This window comes from Bacillus sp. PS196 (assembly GCF_037963555.1).
Lineage (GTDB): Bacteria > Bacillota > Bacilli > Bacillales > Bacillaceae > Bacillus > Bacillus subtilis.
Genome location: NZ_CP150159.1, coordinates 3,103,641 through 3,129,718, shown reverse-complemented (window position 1 = coordinate 3,129,718; position 26,078 = coordinate 3,103,641). Strand labels below are relative to the sequence as shown.

At 43.6% G+C, this 26,078-nt stretch carries 23 protein-coding genes and 1 pseudogene; 20 read left to right on the top strand and 4 right to left on the bottom strand.

The window, feature by feature from the left end; translation table 11 throughout:
* The first annotated feature begins 21 nt into the window (after positions 1-21).
* Positions 22-393, top strand: coding sequence for a hypothetical protein (locus NST79_RS16350; protein WP_015251349.1), 372 nt, complete (start codon positions 22-24; stop codon positions 391-393).
* Positions 394-452: 59 nt separating this feature from the next.
* Positions 453-857, top strand: a complete 405-nt coding sequence (locus NST79_RS16345) for a YugN-like family protein (RefSeq protein ID WP_029318502.1) — start codon at positions 453-455, stop codon at positions 855-857.
* Here the strand turns inward: NST79_RS16345 and kbfO are convergent.
* On the bottom strand, positions 854-1,840 hold the full coding sequence (kbfO, locus tag NST79_RS16340; RefSeq protein WP_003228881.1) for a potassium channel protein KbfO: 987 nt from the start codon (positions 1,838-1,840) through the stop codon (positions 854-856). The genes NST79_RS16345 and kbfO overlap by 4 nt on opposite strands.
* Positions 1,837-2,169, bottom strand: coding sequence for a biofilm formation protein MstX (gene mstX / locus NST79_RS16335; protein WP_212059009.1), 333 nt, complete (start codon positions 2,167-2,169; stop codon positions 1,837-1,839). The genes kbfO and mstX overlap by 4 nt, the downstream gene beginning before the upstream one ends.
* 46 nt (positions 2,170-2,215) lie before the next feature.
* Here mstX and NST79_RS16330 point away from each other — a divergent pair, with 46 nt between their 5' ends.
* The 7 genes and pseudogenes from NST79_RS16330 to NST79_RS16300 all read left to right on the top strand — a co-directional run bounded on the left by NST79_RS16330 (position 2,216) and on the right by NST79_RS16300 (position 7,350).
* Positions 2,216-2,479 carry a membrane protein gene (locus NST79_RS16330; protein ID WP_015483620.1) on the top strand — a complete coding sequence of 88 codons (264 nt, stop codon included), beginning with the start codon at positions 2,216-2,218 and terminating at the stop codon, positions 2,477-2,479.
* Between the two features lie 41 nt (positions 2,480-2,520).
* The gene (locus NST79_RS16325; protein ID WP_003228889.1) at positions 2,521-3,198 is read left to right on the top strand and encodes a zinc metallopeptidase; all 678 of its coding nucleotides are present in this window, start codon (positions 2,521-2,523) and stop codon (positions 3,196-3,198) included.
* Between the two features lie 43 nt (positions 3,199-3,241).
* On the top strand, positions 3,242-4,531 hold the full coding sequence (locus tag NST79_RS16320; protein ID WP_212059011.1) for a hemolysin family protein: 1,290 nt from the start codon (positions 3,242-3,244) through the stop codon (positions 4,529-4,531).
* Positions 4,532-4,655: 124 nt separating this feature from the next.
* Positions 4,656-6,320, top strand: a complete 1,665-nt coding sequence (locus NST79_RS16315) for an alpha-glucosidase (RefSeq protein WP_212059013.1) — start codon at positions 4,656-4,658, stop codon at positions 6,318-6,320.
* A gap of 25 nt (positions 6,321-6,345) precedes the next feature.
* Positions 6,346-6,480: pseudogene (locus NST79_RS16310) on the top strand (hypothetical protein).
* Positions 6,440-6,838 carry a secondary thiamine-phosphate synthase enzyme YjbQ gene (locus NST79_RS16305; protein WP_003243483.1) on the top strand — a complete coding sequence of 133 codons (399 nt, stop codon included), beginning with the start codon at positions 6,440-6,442 and terminating at the stop codon, positions 6,836-6,838. The pseudogene NST79_RS16310 and the gene NST79_RS16305 overlap by 41 nt, the downstream one beginning before the upstream one ends.
* Positions 6,839-7,095: 257 nt before the next feature.
* The gene (locus NST79_RS16300) at positions 7,096-7,350 is read left to right on the top strand and encodes a hypothetical protein (RefSeq protein WP_212059015.1); all 255 of its coding nucleotides are present in this window, start codon (positions 7,096-7,098) and stop codon (positions 7,348-7,350) included.
* 13 nt (positions 7,351-7,363) lie between these two features.
* Here the strand turns inward: NST79_RS16300 and NST79_RS16295 are convergent, their stop codons facing one another.
* A complete protein-coding gene (locus NST79_RS16295; RefSeq protein ID WP_003228904.1) occupies positions 7,364-8,101 on the bottom strand; it encodes a protein-glutamine gamma-glutamyltransferase in 738 nt (245 codons plus the stop codon).
* Between the two features lie 158 nt (positions 8,102-8,259).
* Between NST79_RS16295 and mcpB the strand changes: the two genes are divergently transcribed.
* From mcpB to rhaA, 9 genes are all read left to right on the top strand, one after another.
* Complete coding sequence (gene mcpB / locus NST79_RS16290) at positions 8,260-10,248, top strand: methyl-accepting chemotaxis protein (RefSeq protein ID WP_212059017.1); 1,989 nt, start codon at positions 8,260-8,262, stop codon at positions 10,246-10,248.
* A gap of 176 nt (positions 10,249-10,424) precedes the next feature.
* On the top strand, positions 10,425-12,413 hold the full coding sequence (tlpA, locus tag NST79_RS16285) for a methyl-accepting chemotaxis protein TlpA (protein WP_046160785.1): 1,989 nt from the start codon (positions 10,425-10,427) through the stop codon (positions 12,411-12,413).
* Positions 12,414-12,538: 125 nt separating this feature from the next.
* On the top strand, positions 12,539-14,524 hold the full coding sequence (gene mcpA, locus NST79_RS16280; RefSeq protein WP_029318506.1) for a methyl-accepting chemotaxis protein: 1,986 nt from the start codon (positions 12,539-12,541) through the stop codon (positions 14,522-14,524).
* A gap of 113 nt (positions 14,525-14,637) precedes the next feature.
* Positions 14,638-16,626, top strand: a complete 1,989-nt coding sequence (gene tlpB, locus NST79_RS16275) for a methyl-accepting chemotaxis protein TlpB (protein ID WP_003228913.1) — start codon at positions 14,638-14,640, stop codon at positions 16,624-16,626.
* Between the two features lie 135 nt (positions 16,627-16,761).
* Positions 16,762-18,831 (top strand): bifunctional aldolase/short-chain dehydrogenase, encoded by a 2,070-nt coding sequence (locus NST79_RS16270; protein ID WP_212059019.1) that lies wholly within the window; start codon positions 16,762-16,764, stop codon positions 18,829-18,831.
* 57 nt (positions 18,832-18,888) lie between these two features.
* Positions 18,889-19,665, top strand: coding sequence for a rhamnose catabolism operon transcriptional regulator RhaR (gene rhaR / locus NST79_RS16265; protein ID WP_009968057.1), 777 nt, complete (start codon positions 18,889-18,891; stop codon positions 19,663-19,665).
* A gap of 4 nt (positions 19,666-19,669) precedes the next feature.
* On the top strand, positions 19,670-21,127 hold the full coding sequence (rhaB, locus tag NST79_RS16260) for a rhamnulokinase (protein ID WP_003228920.1): 1,458 nt from the start codon (positions 19,670-19,672) through the stop codon (positions 21,125-21,127).
* Positions 21,128-21,144: 17 nt separating this feature from the next.
* Positions 21,145-21,459 (top strand): L-rhamnose mutarotase, encoded by a 315-nt coding sequence (gene rhaM, locus NST79_RS16255; RefSeq protein ID WP_014480666.1) that lies wholly within the window; start codon positions 21,145-21,147, stop codon positions 21,457-21,459.
* A 25-nt stretch (positions 21,460-21,484) separates the two neighbouring features.
* A complete protein-coding gene (gene rhaA, locus NST79_RS16250; RefSeq protein WP_212059021.1) occupies positions 21,485-22,759 on the top strand; it encodes an L-rhamnose isomerase in 1,275 nt (424 codons plus the stop codon).
* A gap of 40 nt (positions 22,760-22,799) precedes the next feature.
* Here rhaA and iolU read toward each other — a convergent pair whose 3' ends face one another.
* Positions 22,800-23,786: a scyllo-inositol 2-dehydrogenase gene (gene iolU / locus NST79_RS16245; protein ID WP_212059024.1), complete on the bottom strand. Its 987-nt coding sequence runs from the start codon at positions 23,784-23,786 to the stop codon at positions 22,800-22,802.
* 181 nt (positions 23,787-23,967) lie between these two features.
* Here iolU and NST79_RS16240 point away from each other — a divergent pair, with 181 nt between their 5' ends.
* Entirely contained in the window at positions 23,968-25,134 is a 1,167-nt protein-coding gene (locus NST79_RS16240; protein ID WP_014480665.1) for an AI-2E family transporter, read from the top strand.
* Between the two features lie 92 nt (positions 25,135-25,226).
* The gene (locus NST79_RS16235; protein ID WP_014477785.1) at positions 25,227-26,057 is read left to right on the top strand and encodes an undecaprenyl-diphosphate phosphatase; all 831 of its coding nucleotides are present in this window, start codon (positions 25,227-25,229) and stop codon (positions 26,055-26,057) included.
* Positions 26,058-26,078 lie beyond the last annotated feature (21 nt).

Genomic DNA, 26,078 nt, shown 5'->3' with positions numbered 1-26,078 from the left:
ATAAAATCAGAAAGGGTGCTGATGTTCATGAAACAATTGGTTAAACATCTCATCATTGCCGGTTTTTCTGCAGCTATTTTAAGTTTCCTTATCTCCTTTGATGCCGTGTATACAGAGTTTTCTTCAAGCTTTGGCGGCACGCTTTCACATTTTTTCATCCACGCCTTTCTTCTCATTGGTTTGCCGCTTGCCCTTTTTACCGATGCAGTACATCGGATTTTGCATTTAAAACGAACCCATACTCTTTTCACTAAATTAGGACTCTATGCAACGGTTGTTTATGTGTCTTGGGATTCAGCTGTATGGCTTGCAGCGGCAATGGCTGTTTACTTCTTAATTGAATGCGCTTTCTTTTCTGTTGGCCGCGCGAAAGAAACAACGATTTCCATGTAGGTGCCTCTGAATGAAGTCTTGTTCGGCAGGACAGGATAAGTGAAAAAAGGGGCATTCTGATGATACCAATACCTTCCGCGATAGATGGGCAGTCTTTTCTGCTTCAAGAACTGGAACAAGTGATGAAGCCGCTCGGTTATGTGATAAACGGCGGCTGGGAATACGATCATGGCTACTTTGATTATAAAATTGATGATAGAGACGGCTATTTATTTTTAAGAATTCCCGTCAATTCGGTACAGGGCAGTCTCGATGAACGAGGGGCGGCCGTCCGGATCGGAACGCCATTTATGCTGAGACAGGTGTTTCAGGCGGATGTTGACGATCACGCCGAGGGAGGGCCTTTCCAATCACTGTTTAATCAATTTTCCGAACCGGAAAGGCGGGACGCGGAAATTGATCCGGCATTTTTGGATATCGGCGCCTCTCTCGTGAAAGAATTGGAGGATGTTCTGTTACACTAGATGGCAAGGAATTGATCTGTTTCGAGCACCTTGTATGTAAGAGGAGGGGAAAGCATCGGCCCCTCCTTTTTTTGTACGCCTATAATTGTTGTGTTGTGATCAAGGAAATAGAGAACACAGGTTTTGTAAGCCGCTCCCTTTAGTTCGTCAGGAACAGCAAGAAGCTCCACGTGCTGATCAAGTGTCAGCTTGATTCCGTTCTGCTGTTTAGACGGCCGTAACTTGACTTGGTAATGCTGCAGCATCGCCCGGCTGATAAATTCTGAAGTTCCGATGATTTGGTTTGCGCCTGCCCGTTCCGCATTGGTGACAAAACGGTCAGTCAAAATCTCGACGATGCAATAAGCAAGGGGATTAAGCCCTTTAACAGATAAAAGAGTCAGCACTGACAGCATATCAGCATCAGTTTCACTTTTATACTGATCGGCAGTAATCATCACTGATTCCGCTTCAGTAATATTGGCCCGTTTCAGTGTCCCATCATCGGCAGCGTGCCCGCGTATGAAATGAACGTTTTCAATAAGCGGGCCTTCTGTTAAGGATTCATCGATTAGTACGACTGTTTTGGAAGGGGCGGCAAGCTGAAGGTCCTTCAAAAGCCGGTTTGTTTTTTCATTCCACCCGATCAGAATGATGTGGTCCCGGCCTTTGTAAGCAACTTTTCCTTCGATGTAGCGATGCTGTCTGCTGAATGCGGCCGCTGATAACGTAGCGAAATATGCTGTTACAAAGCTTGCTCCGCTCAAAATCAGCAGTATTCCGGCTGCCTGTCCCAGCGGCGTGTGCGGCACATAGTCTCCATAACCGACTGTAGAAACCGTAACGACAGCCCACCAAATACCTTCGAATACCGAAGTGAACTGCTTAGGCTCAAGTATATAAATGATTTGGCCGAACAAAAGAATCAGACATAAAATAATAACCCCGATTCGGATAAATAACGGCCACCTGAGCCATGAAATAAATATCCGATTTGATTTCATTCTTTTTCTCCTTCTTCAGATACTGAGATGGATAAAATCTGTTTAATAATTGTATTTAATTTCTCATTTAGCTTTTCCTGGCCGTACTTATCTCGGGCCTGCTTCATTAACTCGGCTGTATCATCATCAAGCTGAATAAGCGGTTCATCAATTTCCGATTCATTATACAGCTGGATAAACGCGTCCAGTCCTTCATTCATTCGGTCGATTGCTGTGCTCAGCTGTTCCTTTTCCTCACTCGTCACTTTCATAGTTTCCATCACACCCGTGCTTTTTTCTAACAGTATGTCCCACTTCCGGTGATGTTTTTCAAAAAATGTACAAAACATATAAAACCGGATTTCTCCATAAACTAAAACAAAAAGGATGAAAAAGATGACGATCTTTCAAAGAACGATCGTGGTTTTAATCGGTACGCAGCTGGCGGCATCCGCGGTGATTTTGTTTATTTTCGATTTGAATTCATATAATCACTTTTCCGGAAGCTTCTCCTGGCTTCATTTTCTGAAAGAACTGGCCGGCAGTTTCGCCTTTTATTTGTTTTCAGCAGGCCTGTTCTTTTTGCTGATTGGATTGTGTGCTCCAAGCCGGAAGAAAAAGCGCATTTCTGTACACGGGAAAGAAAACTCATTAAAATAATCGTAATAGAGAAATGATCATGGAAAAAGGATGATGAAAAAATGCTGTTTATATTTTTAACAATAGCCGCATTGGGATTGTCGTTTTGGGCACAATTTAAAGTAAAGAGCAACTTTGAAAAATATTCAAAAGTGGAAGCCTCAAGCGGACGTACAGGGGCAGAAACGGCAAGACGGATTTTAGATATAAACGGTCTTTACGACGTGCCGGTCGAACCGGTAAGAGGCACTTTAACAGACCATTACGACCCGACAAGACGGGTAGTGCGTTTATCTGAGCCGGTCTATTACGGCCGCTCAATTTCCGCCATATCCGTAGCTTCCCATGAAGTCGGACATGCCTTGCAGCATCAGGAGTCATATGGTGCGCTTGTGCTGAGACATAAAATCTTCCCAGTCGTGAATTTTGCATCCGGTGTAGCTCCTTTGCTTTTCTTAGGGGGCATGCTTCTCGGCAGCCTGAATTTGATCGGGCTTGGCATCATACTGTTTTCAGCGGCAGTCTTTTTCCAGCTGATTACATTGCCTGTCGAATTCAATGCAAGCTCACGCGCGAAGCAGATTATTGTGTCAGAAGGATTCATCCGAAACAATGAAGAAAATGGGGTAAATAAAGTGCTGAGCGCTGCTGCCTTAACGTATGTGGCCGCCGCCCTGGTTTCCCTGTTTGAACTACTTCGTTTTGTGATGATTTTCTTAAACGGTCGTGATGAGAATTAACGTTAAGGAGGTGGCCCCTTACCATTTATGGTAAGGGCTTTTTTTGCTTATTTTACAATTGATCGCCATTTTTGTTTTGATTGGCATTACGGCTGTTTTCGTTGCAGCGGAATTTGCGATCGTCAAAATCAGAGGTTCAAAAATCAATCAGCTCATCGAAAGCGGTGACAGCCGAGCACTAGCCGCACATAAAATCATCTCCAATCTTGACGAGTATTTATCAGCCTGCCAGCTCGGGATTACGATTACAGCCCTCGGCCTTGGATGGCTTGGTGAACCTACATTTGAACGTTTTCTTCATCCCTTATTTACAATGACAGGCATGCCGGAACCGTTTAACCACATTGTCACATTTGTAGTTGCATTTATCATCGTCACTTTTTTGCATGTGGTGATGGGGGAGCTTGCCCCGAAAACGGTTTCTATTCAAAAAGCTGAAGCTGTAAGCTTATGGATTGCAAAGCCGCTGATCTGGTTTTATAAAATCACGTACCCGTTTATTAAGGCATTAAACGGCTCTGCAAGCTTTCTTGTGAAATTGTTTGGCTTTCATTCAGTAAAGGAGCATGAGGTTGTCATCAGCGAAGAGGAACTAAGGCTGATCCTTTCTGAAAGCTATGAAAAGGGAGAAATCAATCAGTCTGAATTCCGCTATGTAAATAAGATTTTTGAATTTGACAACCGGGTAGCGAGAGAGATTATGATTCCGCGGACAGAAATTGCGGTTATCTCTCTGGAGCAGTCGCTTGAAGAGGCAATTCATCACATCATTAATGAACGGTATACGCGCTACCCTGTCATCAAAGATGACAAGGATCATATTTTAGGGATCATCAACAGCAAAGATATGTTTAAAGCTTATTTTCTCGGCCAGCCGATAAAGCTGGAGCAAATCATGAGGCCCGTTATCAGAGTCATTGAAAGCATTCCTGTTCAACAGCTTTTAATCCGCATGCAGAAGGAGCGGATTCACATGGCGATTCTCGTCGATGAATACGGGGGAACGGCGGGGCTTGTCACTGTAGAGGATATTATAGAGGAAATCGTCGGGGAAATCCGCGATGAGTATGATCAGGATGAAACACCGCACATCCTGAAAAAGGGCGAGCACCATTATGTGATGGATGGAAAAGCGCTAATAGACGAAGTGAATGACCTTCTCGACATTGCGATTGAAAATGAAGAAATTGATACGATTGCAGGCTGGCTTCTAACGCAAAAAATGGAGCTGAAAGCAGGAGATGTGATACACGCGGAGGGCTGTGAATTTAAAATCCTCGACGCCGAAGATCATCACATCCGTTTTGTAGAAATTAAAAAAACTAATTTTTAATAAAAAACAGCCGGGGAACGAACGGCTGTTTTTTGTGTCATCAAGTCATTTCTTAAAAAGCAATGCTGTAAAGCCTTTTTTCTACATAGGATATATAAGATGGACACTGGGAAGGAGTGGCTGTATGAAAAAGGCTTGGTGGAAGGAAGCCGTTGTTTATCAAATTTACCCCCGCAGTTTTAAAGATTCAAATGGCGATGGAATCGGGGATATTCAAGGAATCAGATCCAAGCTTTCTTACATAAAAGAGCTGGGCGCTGACGTCATATGGATTTGCCCGCTGTATGATTCACCGAATGCCGATAATGGCTATGATATCCGGGATTATCAAAACATATTAAGCGAGTTTGGCACGATGGAAGACTTTGACGAGCTGCTTGGTGACATTCATGATCTGGATATGAAGCTGATTATGGATCTCGTTGTGAACCACACAAGCGACGAACATCCATGGTTCATAGAATCCCGTTCATCCATACACTCGGAAAAGCGCGACTGGTATATTTGGAAAGACGGCAAAAACGGAAAAACGCCCAACAATTGGGAAAGCATTTTCGGCGGGCCGGCTTGGGAGTATGATCAAAAGACAAGCCAGTATTATCTGCACCTTTTTGATAAAAAACAGCCTGATTTGAATTGGGAAAATGAAAAGGTGAGGAATGCTGTTTATGACATGATCAATTGGTGGCTTGATAAAGGAATTGACGGATTTCGGGTGGATGCCATTACGCATATTAAGAAAAAAGAAGGGTTTCCCGACATGCCGAATCCAAAGGGGCTGGACTATGTCCCTTCCTTTCCTTATCATATGAATGCTGACGGTATTATGGATTTTTTAACAGATCTGAAGGAAAACACATTTTCCCGCTATCCGATTATGACAGTTGGTGAAGCAAACGGCGTCGCTGCAAAAGAAGCAGCTGATTGGGCTGGAGAAAAAAACGGCATATTCAGCATGATTTTTCAATTTGAGCATCTCGGCCTGTGGGATGTAGAGATCAATGAAAGTATTGATATCGTTGCATTTAAACGAATTTTAACTGACTGGCAGGACAGTCTGGAAGGGATCGGCTGGAATGCTTTGTTTATGGAGAATCACGACCAGCCCCGTTCAGTTTCTGTGTGGGGAGACGACGGAGTGTACCTGAAAGAAAGTGCAAAAGCGCTTTCCGCTGTTTATTTTCTCATGAAAGGCACACCGTTTATTTATCAGGGACAGGAACTCGGGATGACGAACGTGGCTTTTCCCTCTATTGAGGACTATGATGATGTCGCAATGAAACGCCTGTATGAAACAAAAACAGCGAAAGGCACATCACACGAGGATGTGATGAAGATTGTCTGGAAAAAGGGAAGAGACAATTCGCGAACGCCGATGCAATGGAATGCTGGTCCATACGCCGGATTTTCTGAGGCCAAACCGTGGATCGGAATCAATGAGAATTACAAATGGCTGAATGCCGAGGCGCAAAAAAACGATAAAACATCCGTTTACCATTTTTACAAAAGCTTGATCAAGCTGCGCCAAACATATGATGTTTTTATTAACGGGACATACGAGCTCATTTTACCGGAAGATCAGCAAATCTTTGCATATCTTCGGAAAAATGAGAGCCATACTGCACTGATTGCGGCCAATCTGACAGGAACACCGGCGTTGTTCAAGCACTCTGGATTGCCATTGTCATCAGATGCACTCGTCTTGTCAAATATTGAAGCAGAGCCGCACCAGCATATGACATCAGTACTCTTAAAGCCGTATGAAGCAAGAATATATCTATGGTGCTAAACTCCAGCCTTAGACTGGAGTTTTTTTGTTTTAACGGGTTTATGAGAGCGGTTTAACAGGAAAAAAAAGAACACAGAACGAATTAAGCGATGAGAGCGGACAAACGAAAGGAGAAACAAATGCTGAAAACACTGCAAATCAAAACAACCAAACGAGATGAAATGATTGATATCACCCGGGAGGTGGAAGCGTTTCTTCAAGAAACAGGTATAACGAGCGGCGCAGCGCTGATTTACTGTCCGCATACGACTGCGGGCATTACAATTAATGAAAATGCCGATCCGGACGTCAAAAAAGATATGCTCAGAAGGTTTGATGAGGTATATCCGTGGGAACATGAGCTGGACCGCCATATGGAGGGCAATACAGCTGCACACATGAAGTCGAGTACAGTCGGAGCTTCACAGCATGTCATTGTGGAAAACGGCCGGCTCATTCTTGGAACGTGGCAGGGCATTTATTTCTGCGAATTTGACGGCCCTCGCACCCGGACATGCTATATCAAAATGATGGGATAATAGGCTGTTTTTTATGACAAAAGCATGATCGCTGAACAAGCGCCGATAGCCGGAGGGCCTGTCACACCCGCCCACGCTGCGGCTTTATCGAATGAAGGCGCGCTTGGCATTCGTCCATATGCGAAATAAAAAGCGCGGGAAAGAGACACGCGCCTCATCCTTTGTTTTCAGGAAAGCCTGCATGAGGGATAGTCAATCAATGGATGTGAACGTACCGAGCTTTGCCGAACGTAACTTGATAAACTGAGGTGACAGATATGAACATTCTTCAATACTCTTATAAAAAAAGAGGGAAAATTGAGTTTGTATTTGAAGGCTGGCCTCACTCAAAAGTTACAATGGTTCCTATCAAAGGCTACTATTTTGTCCGCTTTATCAAATGGAACAGCCTGGATCCAATCGTGACAAGAAATGACCTTGAAAAAATGGAGTGGGCTGCGAACCAATATTTCGGCACAGCCCCCTTCTATCGAAAACGAAAGGCATTTGAAACCCCATCGTCCGGAAAATAGGCGATGGGGCTTTTTAGCGGACGATGCGGAAAAGAGACGGAACATCCAGTCTGGTCGCCTGAGACAGAAGGTAGGCTGACTGTAAGGCTCCTTTTTTCCTAAAAGAATTCAGCTTATCTATAATTTGCTTTCCGTTTAAGATTCCAAGACCATGGGCAAAATATTTATCTTCCCCCAGTAAAATCACATTTTCGCCTCTCCATTGTGCTTTTTGCGGATCAAATTCAGGATTCTTAAAATACAAACAATCTCCAAGGAAAAAGTGGTGTCCTGTTTCCGTATAGATCGGCAATTTCTCATAATGCCAGTCATATAAAATAATTCTGTCAAAGCTGGCATTGAATTTATCTTCTCCGATTGTATCGATTAAGGCCAAGTAATAAATGATAACGATTGCGGTTGCGCATTCAAACGCATAAAACGGGCCGTTCTCAGCAATGTCACGAATCGCTTTTGAAGGCGGCATTCTGTATTTCAGCTCCAAGGCGCCCTCCGGTGAAACCCTCCAATACGTTGTATTCCCGTATGTTTTTAAAAAAGTGGCAAACTTCGCCCCGCTTTTGTGCAGCGTCTTTGCCGCTGCTACAATATTCATCCGCAGTTTAAGCTCAAACATCAGTTCAGCAATTGAATGATAATCAAACTGAACAGGCGTCTCAATCATCTCTTTTAACAGCGGATTCAGATTTTGATCAATCTGCCAATTTTCAATATCCTGGGGACGGAGCAATTGTCCTGATACAATAATCATGTTTAGCCCCCCTTGTTTTATATAAGATATGCAAAGAGCTTGGGCAATGAAAGCTAAAAAGACAGAAGACTGCCAAAAAGAACTTCTTCCATTTTTTATTTTAAAACTTTTTTAAGCAGCCGATATATACTGTATCAAACCTGAAGGAGCAAGTGGACATGAAGACTTTTATCAATTGGCTTAAGAAACCGTCTATTTCAAAGAAATTAATCGTCTCATTTATTGCGATTCTCATTATCCCTATTCTTATATTAGAATTTAGCTCTTACCGAAGCGCCAGCGGAAAGCTGGATCGGGAAATTATGGGAAATGCGAAAAACAGTGTCGATACATTTAATACAACTGTTACAAATGATCTGGGAGAAAAAGCGAAAGCAGTCACCTTTTTCAGTGAATCTCTTAAAAGGTCCGCATTCAAAGGGAAATCGAATCAAGAAGAGATCAAAGCTAAATTTTCACAATATGTATCTATTAATCAAGGAGTAGCCAGAATTTATGGGGGCGCAGATAACGGCACTTATGTACAAGCGCCAAAAGAAAAATTGCCGGAAGGATACGACCCGAGACAACGGCCTTGGTACCAGGATGCGATGAAGGCCGGCGGTGAAATTGTCGTGACAGATCCTTACGTGGCTGCGAGTGACGGAAGCATGGTCATTACCATTGCACAGGAGCTGAAGGACGGATCTGGCGTTGTCGCCATGGATATTACCATTGATAAATTGTTAGAACAAATGAAACAAATCAAGGTCGGAAAAGAAGGTTATGCTTTCATTGCAACAAAAAACAAAACCTATGTCGCCCACAAGAACCATAAGGCTGGAGAAAAGCTTTCAGGCGACTGGGTAGCCAAAATGTATGCGAATGACAGCGGTGAACTCCAGTATACTCTTAATAACGAAGATAAAAAGATGACCTATACTACAAACGAACTGACTGGTTGGAAAATAGCCGGCACAATGTATATGGATGAAATTAAGGATGCCTCAAAGTCTGTGCTGACAACAGGAATGATTGTGCTGATTGCTTCCATTGTGGCAGGCGGAATTTTAATTCTGTTTATCGTTCGTTCGATTACAAAACCGTTAAAACGTCTTGTTCAATCATCGAAAACGATCAGCAGGGGGGATCTGACCGAAACGATCGAAATCCATTCAAAGGATGAGCTTGGGGAGCTTGGGGAAAGCTTCAATGAAATGGGACAAGCTCTCCGCTCTCTGATCAGCGCTATTCAGGACTCGGTGAACAATGTGGCCGCATCTTCCGAACAGCTTACCGCATCTGCCGGGCAGACGAGTAAAGCCACCGAGCATATTACGATGGCGATTGAGCAGTTCTCAAACGGAAACGAGGAGCAAAGCGAAAAGGTTGAATCCAGCTCTCATCAGCTGAACTTAATGAATGAAGGACTCCAGCAAGTCTCACAAACATCGTCAGATATTACAAAGGCATCTATCCAATCAACGGAAATCGCCGGAACGGGTGAGAAGTTTGTGCAGCAGACAGTCGGACAAATGAACTCGATTAATCAATCTGTTCAGCAGGCTGAAGCTGTTGTCAAAGGCTTAGAAGGAAAATCAAAAGACATCACAAGCATTTTGAGAGTCATCAACGGAATCGCTGACCAAACAAATCTGCTTGCACTAAACGCAGCCATTGAAGCGGCGCGTGCCGGAGAGTCAGGACGCGGCTTCTCTGTCGTAGCGGAGGAAGTGCGCAAGCTGGCTGTCCAATCAGCCGATTCAGCGAAAGAAATCGAAAAGCTGATCCAAGAAATCGTCGCAGAAATCGAAACCTCTCTTCACATGTTTAAAGAGGTCAATCAGGAAGTACAGTCCGGACTTGTTGTCACAGACAATACAAAAGAAAGCTTCCAGAGCATTTTCAGCATGACAAACGAAATCGCGGGCAAGCTGCAGACGATGAATTCCACCGTCGAGCAGCTGTCAGACCGTTCACAGCATGTTTCAGCAGCAGTCAGCGGCATTGCAGACGTGTCGAAAGAAAGCTCGGCAAGCATCCAGGACATTGCCGCATCAGCTGAAGAACAGCTTGCTTCCATGGAAGAAATCAGTTCCTCAGCGACGACTCTTGCGCAGATGGCAGAAGAGCTTCGCGATCTGACGAAACAATTTAAAATCGAGTAAAAACCGAAAAACAGCGCTATCAAAGCGCTGTTTTTTTATATGGTAAACAATAATAAAGTCCTAGTTTAAACGGTGAACTTAGAACTATTTTTCATTTTTTCCTCCATTTTCAATGTAATTTAAAGGAAGATCCGCCGATATAATTTGTAAATTATTGAAAGAAGGTTCAAAAGGAAATGAAAAAAACACTCACCACTATTCGTAGATCATCAATTGCAAGGAGACTTATTATTTCTTTCCTGCTGATCTTAATTGTTCCGATAACCGCCCTTTCGGTTAGCGCTTATCAATCAGCAGTTGCCTCACTTGATGTACAGATGACGCAAAGCGCAAAGGAAAATGTTCAGATATTAGATCACATCATTGATGATAAAATCAGCACGACTGAAAAAAGCCTCGCATATTTCAGCGATTGGGCTACAGAAGAAAAATTTCAGGATAAAAAGAAAACAGAGCTGAAACAGGAATTTAAACAATTTATCCAAATGAATGATAATGTCGCTGCGGTATTTTCAAGCGGCAAAGACGGGGAATTCACCCGTTATCCGTACGCTGACATGCCAAGTGACTTTAATGCTTTGGAACGAGATTGGTACAAAGAAGCAATGGCCAATAAAGGCAAAACAATTGTCACTGAGCCTTATGAATCGATTTCATCAGGAAAAATGGTCGTCACCATCGCCCGTCAAACGGTGGATGGGTCAGGCGTTGTCGCCATTGATATGAAAATTGATGACTTAGTCACTACCGCGAAAGGAATCAATATCGGAAAAGAAGGCTATGCTTTTATTTTGAGCCAAAACAAGAAAGTCATCGCCTACTCCGGAGAAAAAGCGGGAACAGAGCTAAAAGGGGACTGGGTTGATAAGCTCTACAAGGATAAAAGCGGGGACTTTGAATATACGTACAAAGGCAAAAAGAAAAAAATGGCATTTGCAACAAGCGAAACAACAGGCTGGAAAATCAGCGGCACGATGTATGCAAACGAGATTCACGATGCTGCAAGCAGGGTTCTGATCATGGCTTCAATCGTTCTGGCGATTGCCATCGCAGCTGGAATGACGGCGATTTATTTTGTGATTCGATCCATCACAAAGCCATTGAGACGCATTGTCGCATCCGCTGAAAAAATTAGTGAAGGCGATCTAACCGAAACGATTGAAATCAATTCAAAAGATGAACTCGGCGTTCTGAGCGAGAGCTTCAATCATATGGCACACTCGCTTCGCTCGCTCATTCAGGGGATCAAAGACTCAGTAGAACACGTTGCCTCATCGTCCGAAGAGCTGACTGCATCGGCAGACCAGACAAGCAGAGCCACTGAACACATTACGATGGCTATCGAGCAATTTTCAAACGGCAGCGAAAGCCAAAGCGAGAAAATAGAAACGACAACCGAACAAATTAATGAAATGAATGACGGATTGGCAGAGCTGGCGCGGGCTGCAGCAGTGATTACAGAAACATCCGCAGATTCAACCGAAGTGTCAAGCAAGGGGGAGACACTCGTCCAGAAAACAGCCGGCCAAATGAACACAATTGACCATTCCGTAAAAGCAGCGGAACAAGTGGTGAAAGGGCTGGAGATCAAATCAAAGGATATCACGAATATTTTGCGTGTCATCAACGGTATTGCGGATCAAACCAATCTTTTGGCTTTAAATGCCGCCATTGAAGCGGCCAGAGCGGGTGAATATGGCCGGGGCTTTTCAGTCGTCGCTGAGGAAGTGAGAAAGCTCGCGGTACAGTCGGCTGACTCAGCAAAAGAAATTGAATCGCTGATCAGTGAAATAGTAAAAGAAATTCACACATCACTGAACGTGCTTCAGTCCGTAAACAAAGAAGTTGAAACAGGGCTTGTCATGACGGATGAAACTAAACAGAGCTTCAAACATATATCGCAAATGACCAATCAAATTGCTTCCGAGCTGCAAAACATGAATGCAACGGTTGAGGAGCTGTCAGCGGGAGCTCAAGAAATTTCCGCAGCTTCAAATGATATCACAGCCATTTCTAAGGAAAGCTCGGATGGCATCCAAGATATCGCCGCTTCAGCTGAGGAACAGCTGGCTTCCATGGAGGAGATTAGTTCATCTGCACTGACGCTTGAAAGAATGTCTGAAGAACTCCGTGATCTGACAAAACAATTTAAAGTAGATAAATAATAGGTCTAAAATACTATTTATTTATGGGAAATTAGTTACTTTCGTTAAATTTCTTCTTTTTTGCTGTATATATTTACCCATTTCCAGCCGATATGAAGGGTAGCATAAAAAAGGAGAAATGAATGATGAAAAAAATACTCCAACTCATAAAACAAAGATCAATTACACGGAAGCTTCTCGTTTCCTTTCTGTCGATCCTCATCATACCGGTTGTTATATTGGCGATCTTTGCGTATCAATCGGCTAGCAGCTCACTCGACAGACAGATGATGGGGAGCGCATTGGAAAATGTACAGCAATTAAACGAAATCATTAACACCAGCATCGGCGAAAAAGAAAACAGTGCTGATTATTTCAGCGAATGGCTGACAAAAGAGAAATACAATGCAAAAAGCAATGCAAGCATTGCAGAGAAATTCTCACAATATATCAGCATTAACAAGGATGTAGAATCCATTTATACAAGCGACACAAAAGGGCACTTTACCCGCTATCCGGATCTTCCGATGCCAAGCGGCTATAATCCGGTTGAGCGCGACTGGTACAAAAAAGCGGTTGCGAATAAAGGAAAAGTCGTTGTGACAGATCCTTATAAAACCGCGTCGACAAATACGATGGTTGTGACAATCGCCCAGCAGACAAAAGATGGTTCAGGCGTTATCGCAATCAACATGACGATTGAAAATCTGCTGAAAACAACCAAAAAAGTCAACATCGGCACACAAGGCTACGCATTTATCATGACGAAGGACAAAAAAGTTGTCGCACACCCGAATGAAAAATCAGGAACTGAATTAAAAGGCGACTGGCTCGATAAGATGCTGAGTGCTGATAAAGGCGATTTTCAATACACCATGGATGGCGATAAGAAAAAAATGGCCTTTGATACAAACAAGTTGACGGGATGGAAGATCGGCGGCACCATGTATTTGGATGAAATCCATGAGGCAGCCCAGCCTGTCCTACACCTTGCTTTAATTGTCTTGGCCGCAGCTATTATCATAGGGATTATCGTCATGACTTTGATCATTCGGTCGATTACAACACCGCTGAAACAGCTTGTCGGTTCCTCTAAGCGGATCAGCGAGGGAGATTTGACGGAAACCATTGATATCCGTTCAAAAGATGAATTGGGCGAGCTTGGCAAAAGCTTTAACAATATGGCGTCGTCACTTCGTTCTCTCATACACGCCATCCAGGATTCCGTAGATAATGTTGCCGCTTCCTCTGAGGAGCTCACTGCATCAGCTGCGCAAACGAGCAAGGCAACAGAGCACATTACATTGGCGATTGAACAATTTTCTAACGGCAATGAAAAACAAAACGAAAACATTGAAACGGCAGCAGAGCACATTTATCAAATGAATGACGGGTTGACGAATATGGCTCAAGCTTCTGAAGTGATCACTGATTCATCTGTTCAATCGACAGAAATTGCAAGTGAAGGCGGCAAGCTTGTTCATCAAACCGTCGGCCAAATGAATGTCATTGACAAGTCCGTTAAAGAAGCGGAGCAAGTCGTACGCGGATTGGAAACGAAATCGAAAGATATTACAAACATTTTGCGTGTGATCAACGGCATCGCAGACCAGACGAACCTGCTTGCCTTAAACGCAGCAATTGAAGCAGCGCGCGCAGGCGAGTACGGCCGCGGCTTCTCCGTTGTAGCGGAAGAAGTAAGAAAACTGGCAGTACAGTCAGCAGATTCAGCAAAAGAGATTGAAGGATTAATCATCGAAATTGTGAAGGAAATCAATACATCACTCGGCATGTTCCAATCTGTCAATCAAGAGGTGCAGACAGGACTTGACATCACAGATAAAACAGAAATGAGCTTCAAACGCATTTCTGAAATGACGAACCAAATCGCCGGCGAACTGCAAAATATGAGTGCGACGGTTCAGCAGCTTTCTGCCAGCTCCGAAGAAGTTTCGGGAGCGTCTGAGCACATTGCATCGATTTCAAAAGAAAGCTCAGCGCATATACAAGATATCGCGGCGTCAGCCGAAGAGCAGCTTGCTTCCATGGAAGAAATCAGCTCGTCTGCAGAGACCCTTTCGTCTATGGCGGAAGAGCTTCGCGATATGACCAAACGATTCAAAATCGAATAATAAGCCTTAACACCCAAGCTTGTTACGCTTGGGTGTTTTTTTTAGTTTTTTTATTAAACCTTTTATCCTAGTTTGACGATATTAGATTTATCTTAAAGGAGGAGTCAACAAGAATGGGAAAATTCATACATTGGATCAAACAGCCATCGATCAGCAAACCGCTAATCGCTGCGTTTCTGGCAGTGCTTATTTTGCCGGTTGGGGTTTTAGCATATTTCAGTTATCAATCAGCTTGGAACGCGTTAGACAGAGAGCTCATAAACAGTGCGAAGGGAAATGTTGAAGAACTAAACAGTACGCTGCAAAATAAATTAGAAGATAAAGTAAAAGCAATAGATTATTATAGTGAGACAGTCGATAAAGACATATTGTTAGGCAAAAACAAAACATTACTGAAAGAGAAATTTAAGCAGTACACGACACTTAACGACGATGTAGGCGCAATCTATGCTGCTTCAGAAGATAAGAAGCTTTATAAATATCCGGATAGCGGTGTTCCGAAAGGTTTCGATCCGACAGGACGTGACTGGTACAAACAGGCGGTTGCGGAAAAAGGACAAGCTGTTTTCTCAGAACCGTATACTGATGAAGCGACAGGAGATATCGTTGTCACAATTTCAAAACAATTAAAAGACGGTTCAGGGGTTATAGCGCTTGATTTAAACCTGGATGAAGTGCTTACTGCATCACAAAGAATCAAAATCGGTAAAGAAGGCTTTGCATTTATTACGACTGGCAACAAAAAATATATCGCCCATCCGACCATTAAGCCGGGGACAACCGGATCCGGCGATTGGACAAACCAAGTATATTCCAAAAAAGAAGGCTCATTTGAATATATATTCGAAGGCAAAGAAAAGAAAATGGCCTTTACGACAAATAAACTGACTGGCTGGAAAATCGCAGGCACATATTTTGTCAGTGAATTGCAAGATGCTTCAAGTCCGGTGCTGAACACTGCGGTTATCATTCTATGCGTGTCAATTGTAATCGGCGGCATACTCATACTCTATATTATTCGTGCCATCACCAAGCCGTTAAGAAAACTTGTCTCAACGTCTGCAAAAATCAGCAGTGGAGATCTCACAGAAGTCATTGACATTCACTCGAAAAACGAGTTTGGCCAGCTTGGCGAAAGCTTTAATGAAATGTCTGCATCATTGCGTTCTGTAATCGGCGTTATTCAAACGTCTGTAGAAAACGTTGCTTCATCTTCTGAGGAGCTGACGGCAAGCGCAGCCCAAACGAGCAAGGCAACTGAACATATTACACTTGCCATCGAACAATTCTCAGATGGCAACGAGGCACAAAGCGAGAAACTGGAAACAAGCTCAAATCATCTTTCTCAAATGAACGAGGGGATTTCAAAAGTGGCTCAGGCCTCTTCAACCATTACGAAATCATCGATTCAGTCCTCTGAGGCAGCGGGTAGCGGAGAAAAGCTGGTGGAGCATACAGTCGGCCAGATGAAAACAATTGACCAATCCGTTCAAAAAGCGGAAGCGGTTGTGAAGGGCCTTGAAACAAAATCGCAAGATATCACAAGCATCTTGAATGTGATTAATGGCATTGCTGATCAAACCAACCTGCTTGCATTAAATGCTGCGATTGAGGCGGCAAGAGCGGGAGAATACGGAAGAGGTTTCTCAGTAGTTGCGGAAGAGGTTAGAAAACTTGCTGTACAATCAGCAGACTCCGCCAAGGAAATTGAAGGATTAATTCAAGAGATTGTCAGGGAAATCAGCACCTCACTTTCAATGTTCCAATCCGTGAATCATGAAGTGAAAGAAGGCTTGCAGATTACGGATCAAACAGCGGAAAGCTTTAAACAAATCTATGAGATGACAACCCAAATTTCCGGCGAATTGCAAAACTTGAACGCGACGGTTGAACAACTGTCAGCCGGATCACAGGAAGTGTCAAGTGCTGTTGAAGATATTTCTGCAGTGGCGAAAGAAAGCTCAGCAGGCATTCAGGATATCGCAGCTTCGGCGGAAGAACAGCTTGCGTCCATGGAAGAAATCAGCTCTTCAGCGGAAACGTTGGCAAACATGGCGGAAGAACTTCAGGACATTACGAAGAAATTTAAAATAGAATCATAATGAAACAAGAAAGCGGCATATCTGCTGCTTTCTTTTTTGTTAAAAGCAAAAATAAACAAAAACAATTCAAAAACAAACAGAAATCATATATAATGAAAACGGATACAAATAAAAGGGGATGGAGGAATATCAAATATGGCGAAACATATATGGGATTCAGAGCGAGCTGCACGGCTGCCTAAAGGTGTAGAGGAATTGGTGTACAGGTCCAATCTGATCGGGTCAGACCGCACTGTCTGCAACTGGGGCGGGGGGAATACATCTATGAAAACAACGGAAAAGGATTTTAGAGGCCGTGAAATAGAAGTCATGTGGGTAAAAGGAAGCGGTTCGGATTTGGCAACAATGAAAGCGCATAACTTTACCGGTTTGAAATTAGATGATATCCGCCCGCTGATTAAAAGGGACCAAATGCCAGATGAAGAAATGGTAGACTACCTGTCTCATTGTATGATAGACAGCAAACATCCCCGCCCTTCAATTGAAACGCTATTACACGCTTTTCTGCCATACAAACATGTTGACCATACCCATCCAGATGCGATTATCAGCATATGCTGTGCGGATAATGGAAAACAAATCGCTGAAGACATTTACGGAAATCGGTTTGTATGGGTGCCATACGTCCGTCCTGGATTTACTTTGTCTAAAATGATCGCTGAAGGCGTAGCAAACAATCCCCACGCCGAGCTTATATTAATGGAGAAACACGGCTTAGTCACTTGGGGAGAGACGTCTGAAACATGTTATCAAAAAACGATATCCATCATTCAAGAAGCCGAGCAGTATGTTAACGATCGTATCAATCAGCATGAGGTATTCGGAGGCAAAAGGTATCAGCCGCTGCCGGAGGATAAAAGAAAACAAATCTTGGCAGGCATCATGCCTGTGATCAGAGGAGCAGTAAGTGAAGAAAAGAAAATGATCCTTTCCTATGATGATCATGACGATGTCTTGGAATTTGTAAACAGTGTCCAAGCGCCAGCACTTTCGCAAATCGGTGCGGCATGCCCGGATCACCTTGTTCACACAAAACGGGTTCCGCTGTACATTGATTGGAATCCGGAAACTCAAGATGTGCACAAGCTTGCAGATCTGATCAAGTCAGGAGTCGAGACCTTTACATCAGAGTATCAGGCTTACTTTACACGAAATCAGCAGGATGGGGATCAAATCTTTGAATCCTCCCCACGGGTGATATTGATTCCGGGAATCGGAATGGTGAATACAGGAAAAAGTTATGCCATGTCTAAAGTAAGCGGGGCTTTATATCGGAGGGCCATCGCCGTGATGAAAGGAGCAACCGCTCTGGGGCAATTTGTTTCTTTACATGAAAATGAATCCTACCATGTCGAATATTGGCCGCTCGAACTATATAAACTCACGCTGGCCCCGCCGGAAGCAGAATTTTCCCGAAAAGTAGCGTTGATAACTGGAGGAGCCGGCGGAATCGGCAGTGCAGCATGCCGCCGATTTGCAGCTGAGGGAGGGCACGTGATCGTAGCTGATCTGAATATAGAAGGTGCACAGAAAATTGCCGGGGAAATAAACGATGCATACGGAGAAGGACGGGCAATGGCTGTCAAAATGGATGTGACAAAGGAGGAAGACGTACAATCAGCTTTTGAACGAGCGGCGCTTGCTTACGGCGGCATTGATACCGTCGTCAATAATGCCGGGCTGGCCACATCAAGCCCATTTGACGAAACAAGTCTAAAAGAATGGAATCTTAATATGAATGTTTTAGGAACAGGCTATTTCCTTGTAGCCCGTGAAGCGTTTAAACAGATGAAAAACCAAAATAGAGGCGGAAGCATGGTATTTGTCGGATCGAAAAATTCGGTTTATGCGGGAAAAAACGCCTCTGCCTACAGCTCTGTTAAGGCGCTTGAAACCCATTTAGCAAGATGCATCGCAGCAGAAGGCGGAGAATTCGGCATTAGGGTCAACTCCGTTTTGCCTGATGCAGTTCTTCAAGGATCGGCAATCTGGGGTTCAAGCTGGCGGGAGGAACGAGCCGCGGCGTACGGGATTGAACCAGATCAGCTGGAGGAACATTACCGGAAACGGACAGCATTGCTCGTCAATATTTACCCGGAGGATATTGCCGAAGCCATTGCATTCTTCGCTTCTTCTAAAGCCGAAAAAACAACGGGCTGCATGATCACGGTAGACGGCGGCGTCCCTGCTGCTTTTACGCGTTAGAAATATGCTATGATAAAAAATAAAAGACGGACTACGATATGAGGAAGGGCGTTACCGATGCTAGTAGCAGAACGGCAGCAAAAAATAGTGGAAATAGTAAATATGCGTTCAAGCATCCGCGTTTCCGAATTAAGTGACATATTTTCAGTCACAGAGGAAACCATTCGGCGTGATCTTGAAAAGCTTGAAAAAGAACATAAACTGAGCCGGAGCCACGGAGGAGCGGTCAGTATTCAGCAGAAGGAATCAGAAATTCATTTTTCTGAACGGGAAATCACGAATGTCATCGAAAAAAAAGCCATCGCTCACGAAGCGGCCAAATATGTAAAAAGCGGAGACCGAATTATTCTCGATGCAAGCACAACTGCCTGGTACATGGCGAAAATACTCCCTGACATTGAGCTCACCGTGATTACAAACTCAATGAAAGCAGCTATTGAACTCAGCAATAAAGAAAACATATCAGTCATTTCAACAGGCGGCATTTTGCTGGAAAAATCATTATCGTTTGCCGGCCCGTTAGCAGAGCGTTCACTTGAGACCTATCATGTCAATAAAACCTTTCTGTCATGTAAGGGATTTGACGTACACAACGGGATGAGTGATTCAAATGAGTGGCAGGCGCTGCTCAAAAAACGGATGATCGAAAGGTCGGACCAGACCATTTTGATGGCCGATTCAAGCAAATGGGGGAACCGCGAGTTTTCACATATTGCCTCGCTGCAAGATGTCAGCCGCCTTATTACGGATTCTGGACTTGATCCGGCATCGGTAAAAGCTCTTGAGGACAAAAAGGTGAAGGTGACAGCTGTTCCTCTTTCGAAGAGAGGGTGAAAGGATGATTTATACTGCCATTGATATAGGCGCATCAAGCGGGAGAATCATGGTAGGTGAACTGAATGAAGGGAAGCTTGACATACAAGAGATTCACAGGTTCGCTAACGGTTTCAGTCAAAGAGACGGGCATTGCTTTTGGGATATTGATCATTTGCTAAAACAAATCCTGCAAGGACTGCAAAAAGTAAAGACGCTTGGGTATGAACACTGCACCGTAGGCATTGATACATGGGCAGTTGATTATGTCTTACTGGACGAAAAAGGCGATCGGTTGCGGGAAGCAATCTCCTACCGTGATAGAAGAACAGATCACACAATAGACAAACTGGAACATACCCTCTCAAAAGCCGCAATTTATCAAAAAACAGGAATACAATTTCAGCCTTTCAACACGATCTATCAATTGTATGAGGAAGACCGTGAGCTGCTGATAAAGACAGACAAAATTATGATGATTCCTGATTATTTAGGCTATTGTTTAACCGGAAAAGCTGTAACGGAAATCACAAATGCGTCCACAACACAGCTTTTAAACGCCTCAACGGGAAATCTTGATCCTGAATTGCTTGAAGCCGTGTCCGTTCAGGAACAGCAATTTGCCCCGCTGACTGAACCGGGGTGTGAACTCGGGAAGCTAAGAAATGAGTGGTTCCCGGATTATGATCTCCCGGCGTGCAAGGTGATGACAGTCGCAACACATGATACGGCCTCGGCCGTCATTGCAGCGCCAGGAATAAATGATGGCTGGGCGTATATCAGCAGCGGAACATGGTCGTTAATCGGGGTTGAAAACAAAACACCGATAATAACTGATCTTGCTTTAGAAAACAACTATACAAATGAACGCGGCGCAAACAACACCATTCGCTTTCTCAAAAACATTATCGGCATGTGGGTGATACAAGAAGTCAGACAACAGTTACAAGCAGATTACTCTTTCCAGCAGCTTGCAGAAGAAGCCAAAAAAACAGAACCATTCCAGCAATTTATAAACTTAAATGATAAACGTTTCCTGAATCCAGAAAACATGATAAAGGAAATACAACATTATTGCAGACAAACCCGCCAAAAGACTCCTCGCACTGCAGGCGAACTTGCCTGCTGCATCTACAGCAATTTAGCCATCATCTATGCGATAGCCATCAAAGAGCTCGAAACAATCACAGAAAAACCGATCGAGCAATTTCATATCATCGGCGGCGGAGCCCGGAATGATTTCTTAAATCAATTAACGGCAGACATGAGTGGAAAAGCGGTATATGCAGGGCCGATAGAGGCAACTGCCACCGGAAATCTTTTGATGCAAATGATTGCTGCCAAAGAAGTCAAAGACATAAAAGAAGCCCGGCAAGTCGTCAGAAATTCCTTTCCGATCAAAGTGTTTACACCTAAAGACATTGACAGAAGCACGATCATTCAGTCATTTCAGCAAACTGTTTTGAAAGCGCTATCTAAATGATGAAGAGGTGAAAAGGTTTGAAAAGAAAAGCCAGTATCATGTTTGTCCATCAAGACAAGTACGAAGAATACAAACAGCGGCATGATGACATTTGGCCTGAGATGGCAGAAGCACTCAAAGCTCATGGAGCACACCATTATTCCATTTTTCTAGACGAGGAAACAGGCAGGCTTTTTGCATATTTAGAAATAGAGGATGAAGAGAAATGGAGAAAGATGGCGGACACGGAAGTTTGCCGAAGATGGTGGAAATCGATGGCGCCATTAATGAAAACAAATTCGGATTTCAGTCCTGTTTCGATAGATCTAAAGGAAGTTTTTTATTTGGATTAAAAAACTGATAAAGGGAGAGAGCCGCATGACCATAAAAGCCAATTATGACAGTGCAAAACAGGCATATGAAAAATGGGGAATTGATGTTGAAGAGGCGCTTCGGCAATTAGAGCAAGTGCCCATTTCGATCCATTGCTGGCAGGGTGACGACATTGAAGGCTTTGAAGTAAATAAGGGCGAGCTTTCAGGCGGAATTGACGTGACTGGCAATTATCCCGGAAAAGCGCAAACTCCTGAAGAATTAAGAAGAGATTTGGAGAAGGCTCTTTCTCTCATTCCTGGAAAGCACCGCGTAAACCTGCATGCGATATACGCAGAAACAAACAGGGAAGCGGTAGAACGTGACGAATTGAAGCCGCAGCATTTTGAAAACTGGGTGAAATGGGCAAAAAACCTTGGTCTCGGTTTAGATTTTAATCCAACCTTGTTTTCGCATGAGAAAGCGGCTGACGGACTCACCCTTTCACACCCTGATCCGGATATCAGAGAATTTTGGATCAGGCATTGCATCGCTTGCCGCCGTATCGGGGAATACTTCGGGAAAGAATTAGGAACACCTTGCTTGACGAATATTTGGATTCCCGACGGCTATAAGGATATCCCGAGTGATAGGCTGACACCGCGTAAAAGACTAAAAGAATCACTGGATCGGATCTTCGCAGAGGAGATCAGTGAACAACACAATCTTGATTCAATCGAGAGCAAGCTGTTCGGGCTTGGCTCCGAATCATATGTTGTCGGATCTCATGAATTTTATTTAGCTTATGCTTTGACGAATCATAAGCTTTGTTTACTTGATACAGGCCATTTCCATCCGACTGAGACGGTATCAAACAAAATCTCGTCCATGCTGCTTTACACAGACAAGCTTGCCTTGCACGTATCGCGGCCTGTTCGTTGGGATAGCGACCATGTAGTGGTTTTGGATGATGAATTGAGAGAAATCGCTCTTGAAATTGTACGAAATCATGCTCTTGAGAAGGTCGCCATCGGTCTGGATTTTTTCGATGCCAGCATTAACCGTGTAGCCGCCTGGACCATCGGAACGAGAAATATGATCAAAGCTTTATTGTATGCCCTGCTTCTCCCGAACGGATATTTAAAACAATTGCAGGAAGAGGGCCGCTATACAGAAAGGCTGGCCCTGATGGAGGAATTTAAAACATATCCTTTCGGAGCCATCTGGGATTCCTACTGTGAGCAAATGGGTGTTCCGGTAAAAGAGGCATGGCTTCATGACATCAAAGAATATGAACAACAGGTGCTTTTAAAAAGGAAGGCATCTTCTCCGATTGCCTAATAAAAAATCCGCCGCGGCATTTGCACGCGGGCGGATTTTTTTAAGCTTGATCAGCAGGGTATACAATCCCCATTTGCTTTCTTGCTTCTTCCATAATTTTTGCGGTGGTCAAAGACCGTTCAAATGTATTTTCTTCAGATTCCAGCTTATTCTCTTTTATGAGCGAGACAAATTCTTCTGCTTCATAGAACATCGCTGGTTTAGGATCAGGGATCGCGATGTTTTCAAGGCGGCCGTCCCGGTAGCGGATTTCAACACGTTCAGGCCGGTGAATCGTATCGATTACAATCGTCCCGTCTTCACCCTGGATTTCCGCTGGGGCATAGGAAGTAGAGATTTTGGAATGCATCAGAACGGCTTCGAACCCATCGTAAGACAGAATGACAGTTCCTTCTCCATCCACTCCGGAAGATAAAGCATATCCGTTTGCTTTTACATCCTTTGGCGCGCCAAACAACACAACAGCCGGATAAATACAATAGACGCCAATATCCATTAATGACCCATTGGAAAGCTCAGGCTGAAACGCATTCAAAACAGTTCCGCCTCTGAACGCGTCATACCGTGAGGAATACTGGCAGTAGCTTGCGGTAAATCTGCGGACAGTGCCGATTTTATGCAGGTGTTTTTTCAGCTCTTTGAAATTCGGCAGGAAAGTGGTCTTCATTGCTTCCATGAGAACAACGCCGTTTGCCTTAGCCGCTGAGATCATCTCTTCTGTTTCTTTTGTATTCGAAGCAAACGGCTTCTCACAAAGCACATGCTTGCCATGGTTCATAAAGAGAACGGCTTGTTCCTTGTGAAGAGCGTTCGGGCTCGCTATGTATACGGCATCAAAGCAATCGCTCGCCGCCATTTCCTGAAGGTCTGAGAAGGCATGCGCAGCGTTGTGTTTAGCAGCAAACTCGCCAGCGCGTTCAGCCGATCTTGAATAAACAGCAGTCAGCTGAAAATCTTCGATATCCGCTGCTGACTCAAGAAAGCGGTCTGTAATCCAGTTGGTTCCTATTATTGCAAAACGTATCACTCGTATCGCTCCTTTTGCATGATATAGCTAAATTATAGCTTAAAAAGAACAAAATCACATGATAGATATAAATAGAATGTTAAAACCGTGAAAGCTTTTCCAGCAATTAACGGTTTTTATTTTTCATTATAGGGACGATAGTGTACAATTTAATTAAACTATGTATGACGGAGGAACGATAGTGGAGACGTTGCAAACATGGAGCGGCAGATTCAAGCGATTCTTCTTGGACAATAAGTTTGTTTTATTTTTGCTTGTGCTGCTGCTGATTGGTTTAAATATTCTAGTATTTACAAAAACATCATTTATTTTCACCCCGATTATTGTTTTGCTCAAAACGATATCACTTCCGATTATTTTGACAGGCATTGTTTTTTATCTGTTAAACCCGGTCGTCGATTTCCTTGAGAGAAGAAGAATAAGAAGAATCTATTCTATATTGCTGCTATATCTATTGGTTATCGGGCTGATCACGATCACAATCGTGTCGATCATTCCCTTCTTAAAAGAACAAATTATGAGTTTAATCGACAACATCCCAAGATATGTGGATATCGTTGAAAATCAGACGAAACAGCTGATCGGCAGCAACTTCGTCAATCAGGCCCAGCAAACGACGAACATCAATATATCTGATCTCGCAACAAAGGTTTCAGATCAGGCAGCGACAATTGTGAACAGTACCTTTACCGGCGTTGGGAATTTTATCGGCGCCCTGACTGAGATTATCATTTCAATCGTTACGGTTCCGTTTATCCTTTTCTATTTGTTAAAGGACGGAAAAAAATTGCCGGTCTACATACTGAAGTTTGTTCCGACGCAATTGAAAGAACAGACATACACAGTCTTAAGCGAAATGAATCATCGGTTAAGCTCTTATATCAGAGGCCAGATCATTGTCAGCTTCTGTATCGGGTTTTTGCTGTTTATCGGTTATTTGATTATCGGGCTGGATTATGCTTCATTGCTTGCAGTCATTGCGGCTTGCACAAGCATCGTTCCATATTTAGGGCCAACGATTGCCATTACGCCTGCGATTATCATTGCCATAGTGACATCGCCGCTCATGCTGCTTAAGCTGGTGATCGTTTGGACGATTGTTCAGCTGATTGAAGGGAAGCTGATCTCTCCGCAAATTATGGGAAAAAACCTTCACATCCATCCGATTACGATTATTTTTCTGCTGTTAACAGCCGGCAAGCTGTTTGGTGTTGTTGGAATCATTCTTGCCATTCCTGGCTATGCAGTTGCCAAAGTCATTACGACACATTTATTTGACTGGTTTAAAATGCGGTCACATTTATACGATGAAGAAAAAAATGAAAATACGCCGGGGCATAAAGTGTGATTTTCGTTTATAGTTATATAAGACGGGCTTTCCATTTATGGAAAGCTCCCGTTATGTAAAAAAATAAATGTCTAATGGGGAGAATCAAAATCATGACTCTATGGGAATTGTTTGTAGCCGCCATTTTAGGAATCGTAGAAGGATTAACAGAGTACGCGCCGGTTTCTTCGACAGGACATATGATTATAGTAGACGACATCTGGCTTAAATCAAGTAATCTGATGTCAGAAGAAGCTGCTAACTCATTCAAGGTGGTTATTCAGCTAGGCTCCATTTTAGCAGTAGCTATCGTGTTTAAAGACCGAATTTTAAATTTACTGGGCTTGAAAAAAAATATTACAAGCGACCAGGAGCAGGGACATAAATTAAGCATTGCCCAAATTGCCGTCGGACTCGTGCCTGCTGCTGTTCTCGGCTTTTTGTTTGAAGATTACATTGATGAATATTTATTTTCCGTTAAAACTGTGGCCATCGGTTTAATTGCCGGGGCAATCCTCATGCTTTTTGCTGACTGGGTCAATAAACGGAAAACAGCGACAGACACACTCGACCGCATTTCCTATAAACAGGCGATAGCCGTCGGCTTATTCCAATGTCTTGCCCTTTGGCCGGGTTTCTCGCGTTCGGGTTCAACCATTTCCGGCGGTGTTATTCTCGGATTAAACCACCGAGCTGCAGCCGACTTTACGTTTATTATGGCGATGCCGATCATGATGGGAGCCAGCTTTCTAAGCCTCGTGAAGCATTGGGACAGCTTAAGCTCGGATCTGATGCCATTTTTCATCGTCGGCTTTATCTGTGCCTTTGTTGTCGCACTGTTTGTCGTCCGTTTCTTCTTAAGGCTGATTAACAAAATCAAACTTGTCCCATTTGCAATCTATCGAATTATTCTCGGTGTGATTTTACTTTTGATCATGATGTAAGTCGAAAATAAGGCTCTTTTT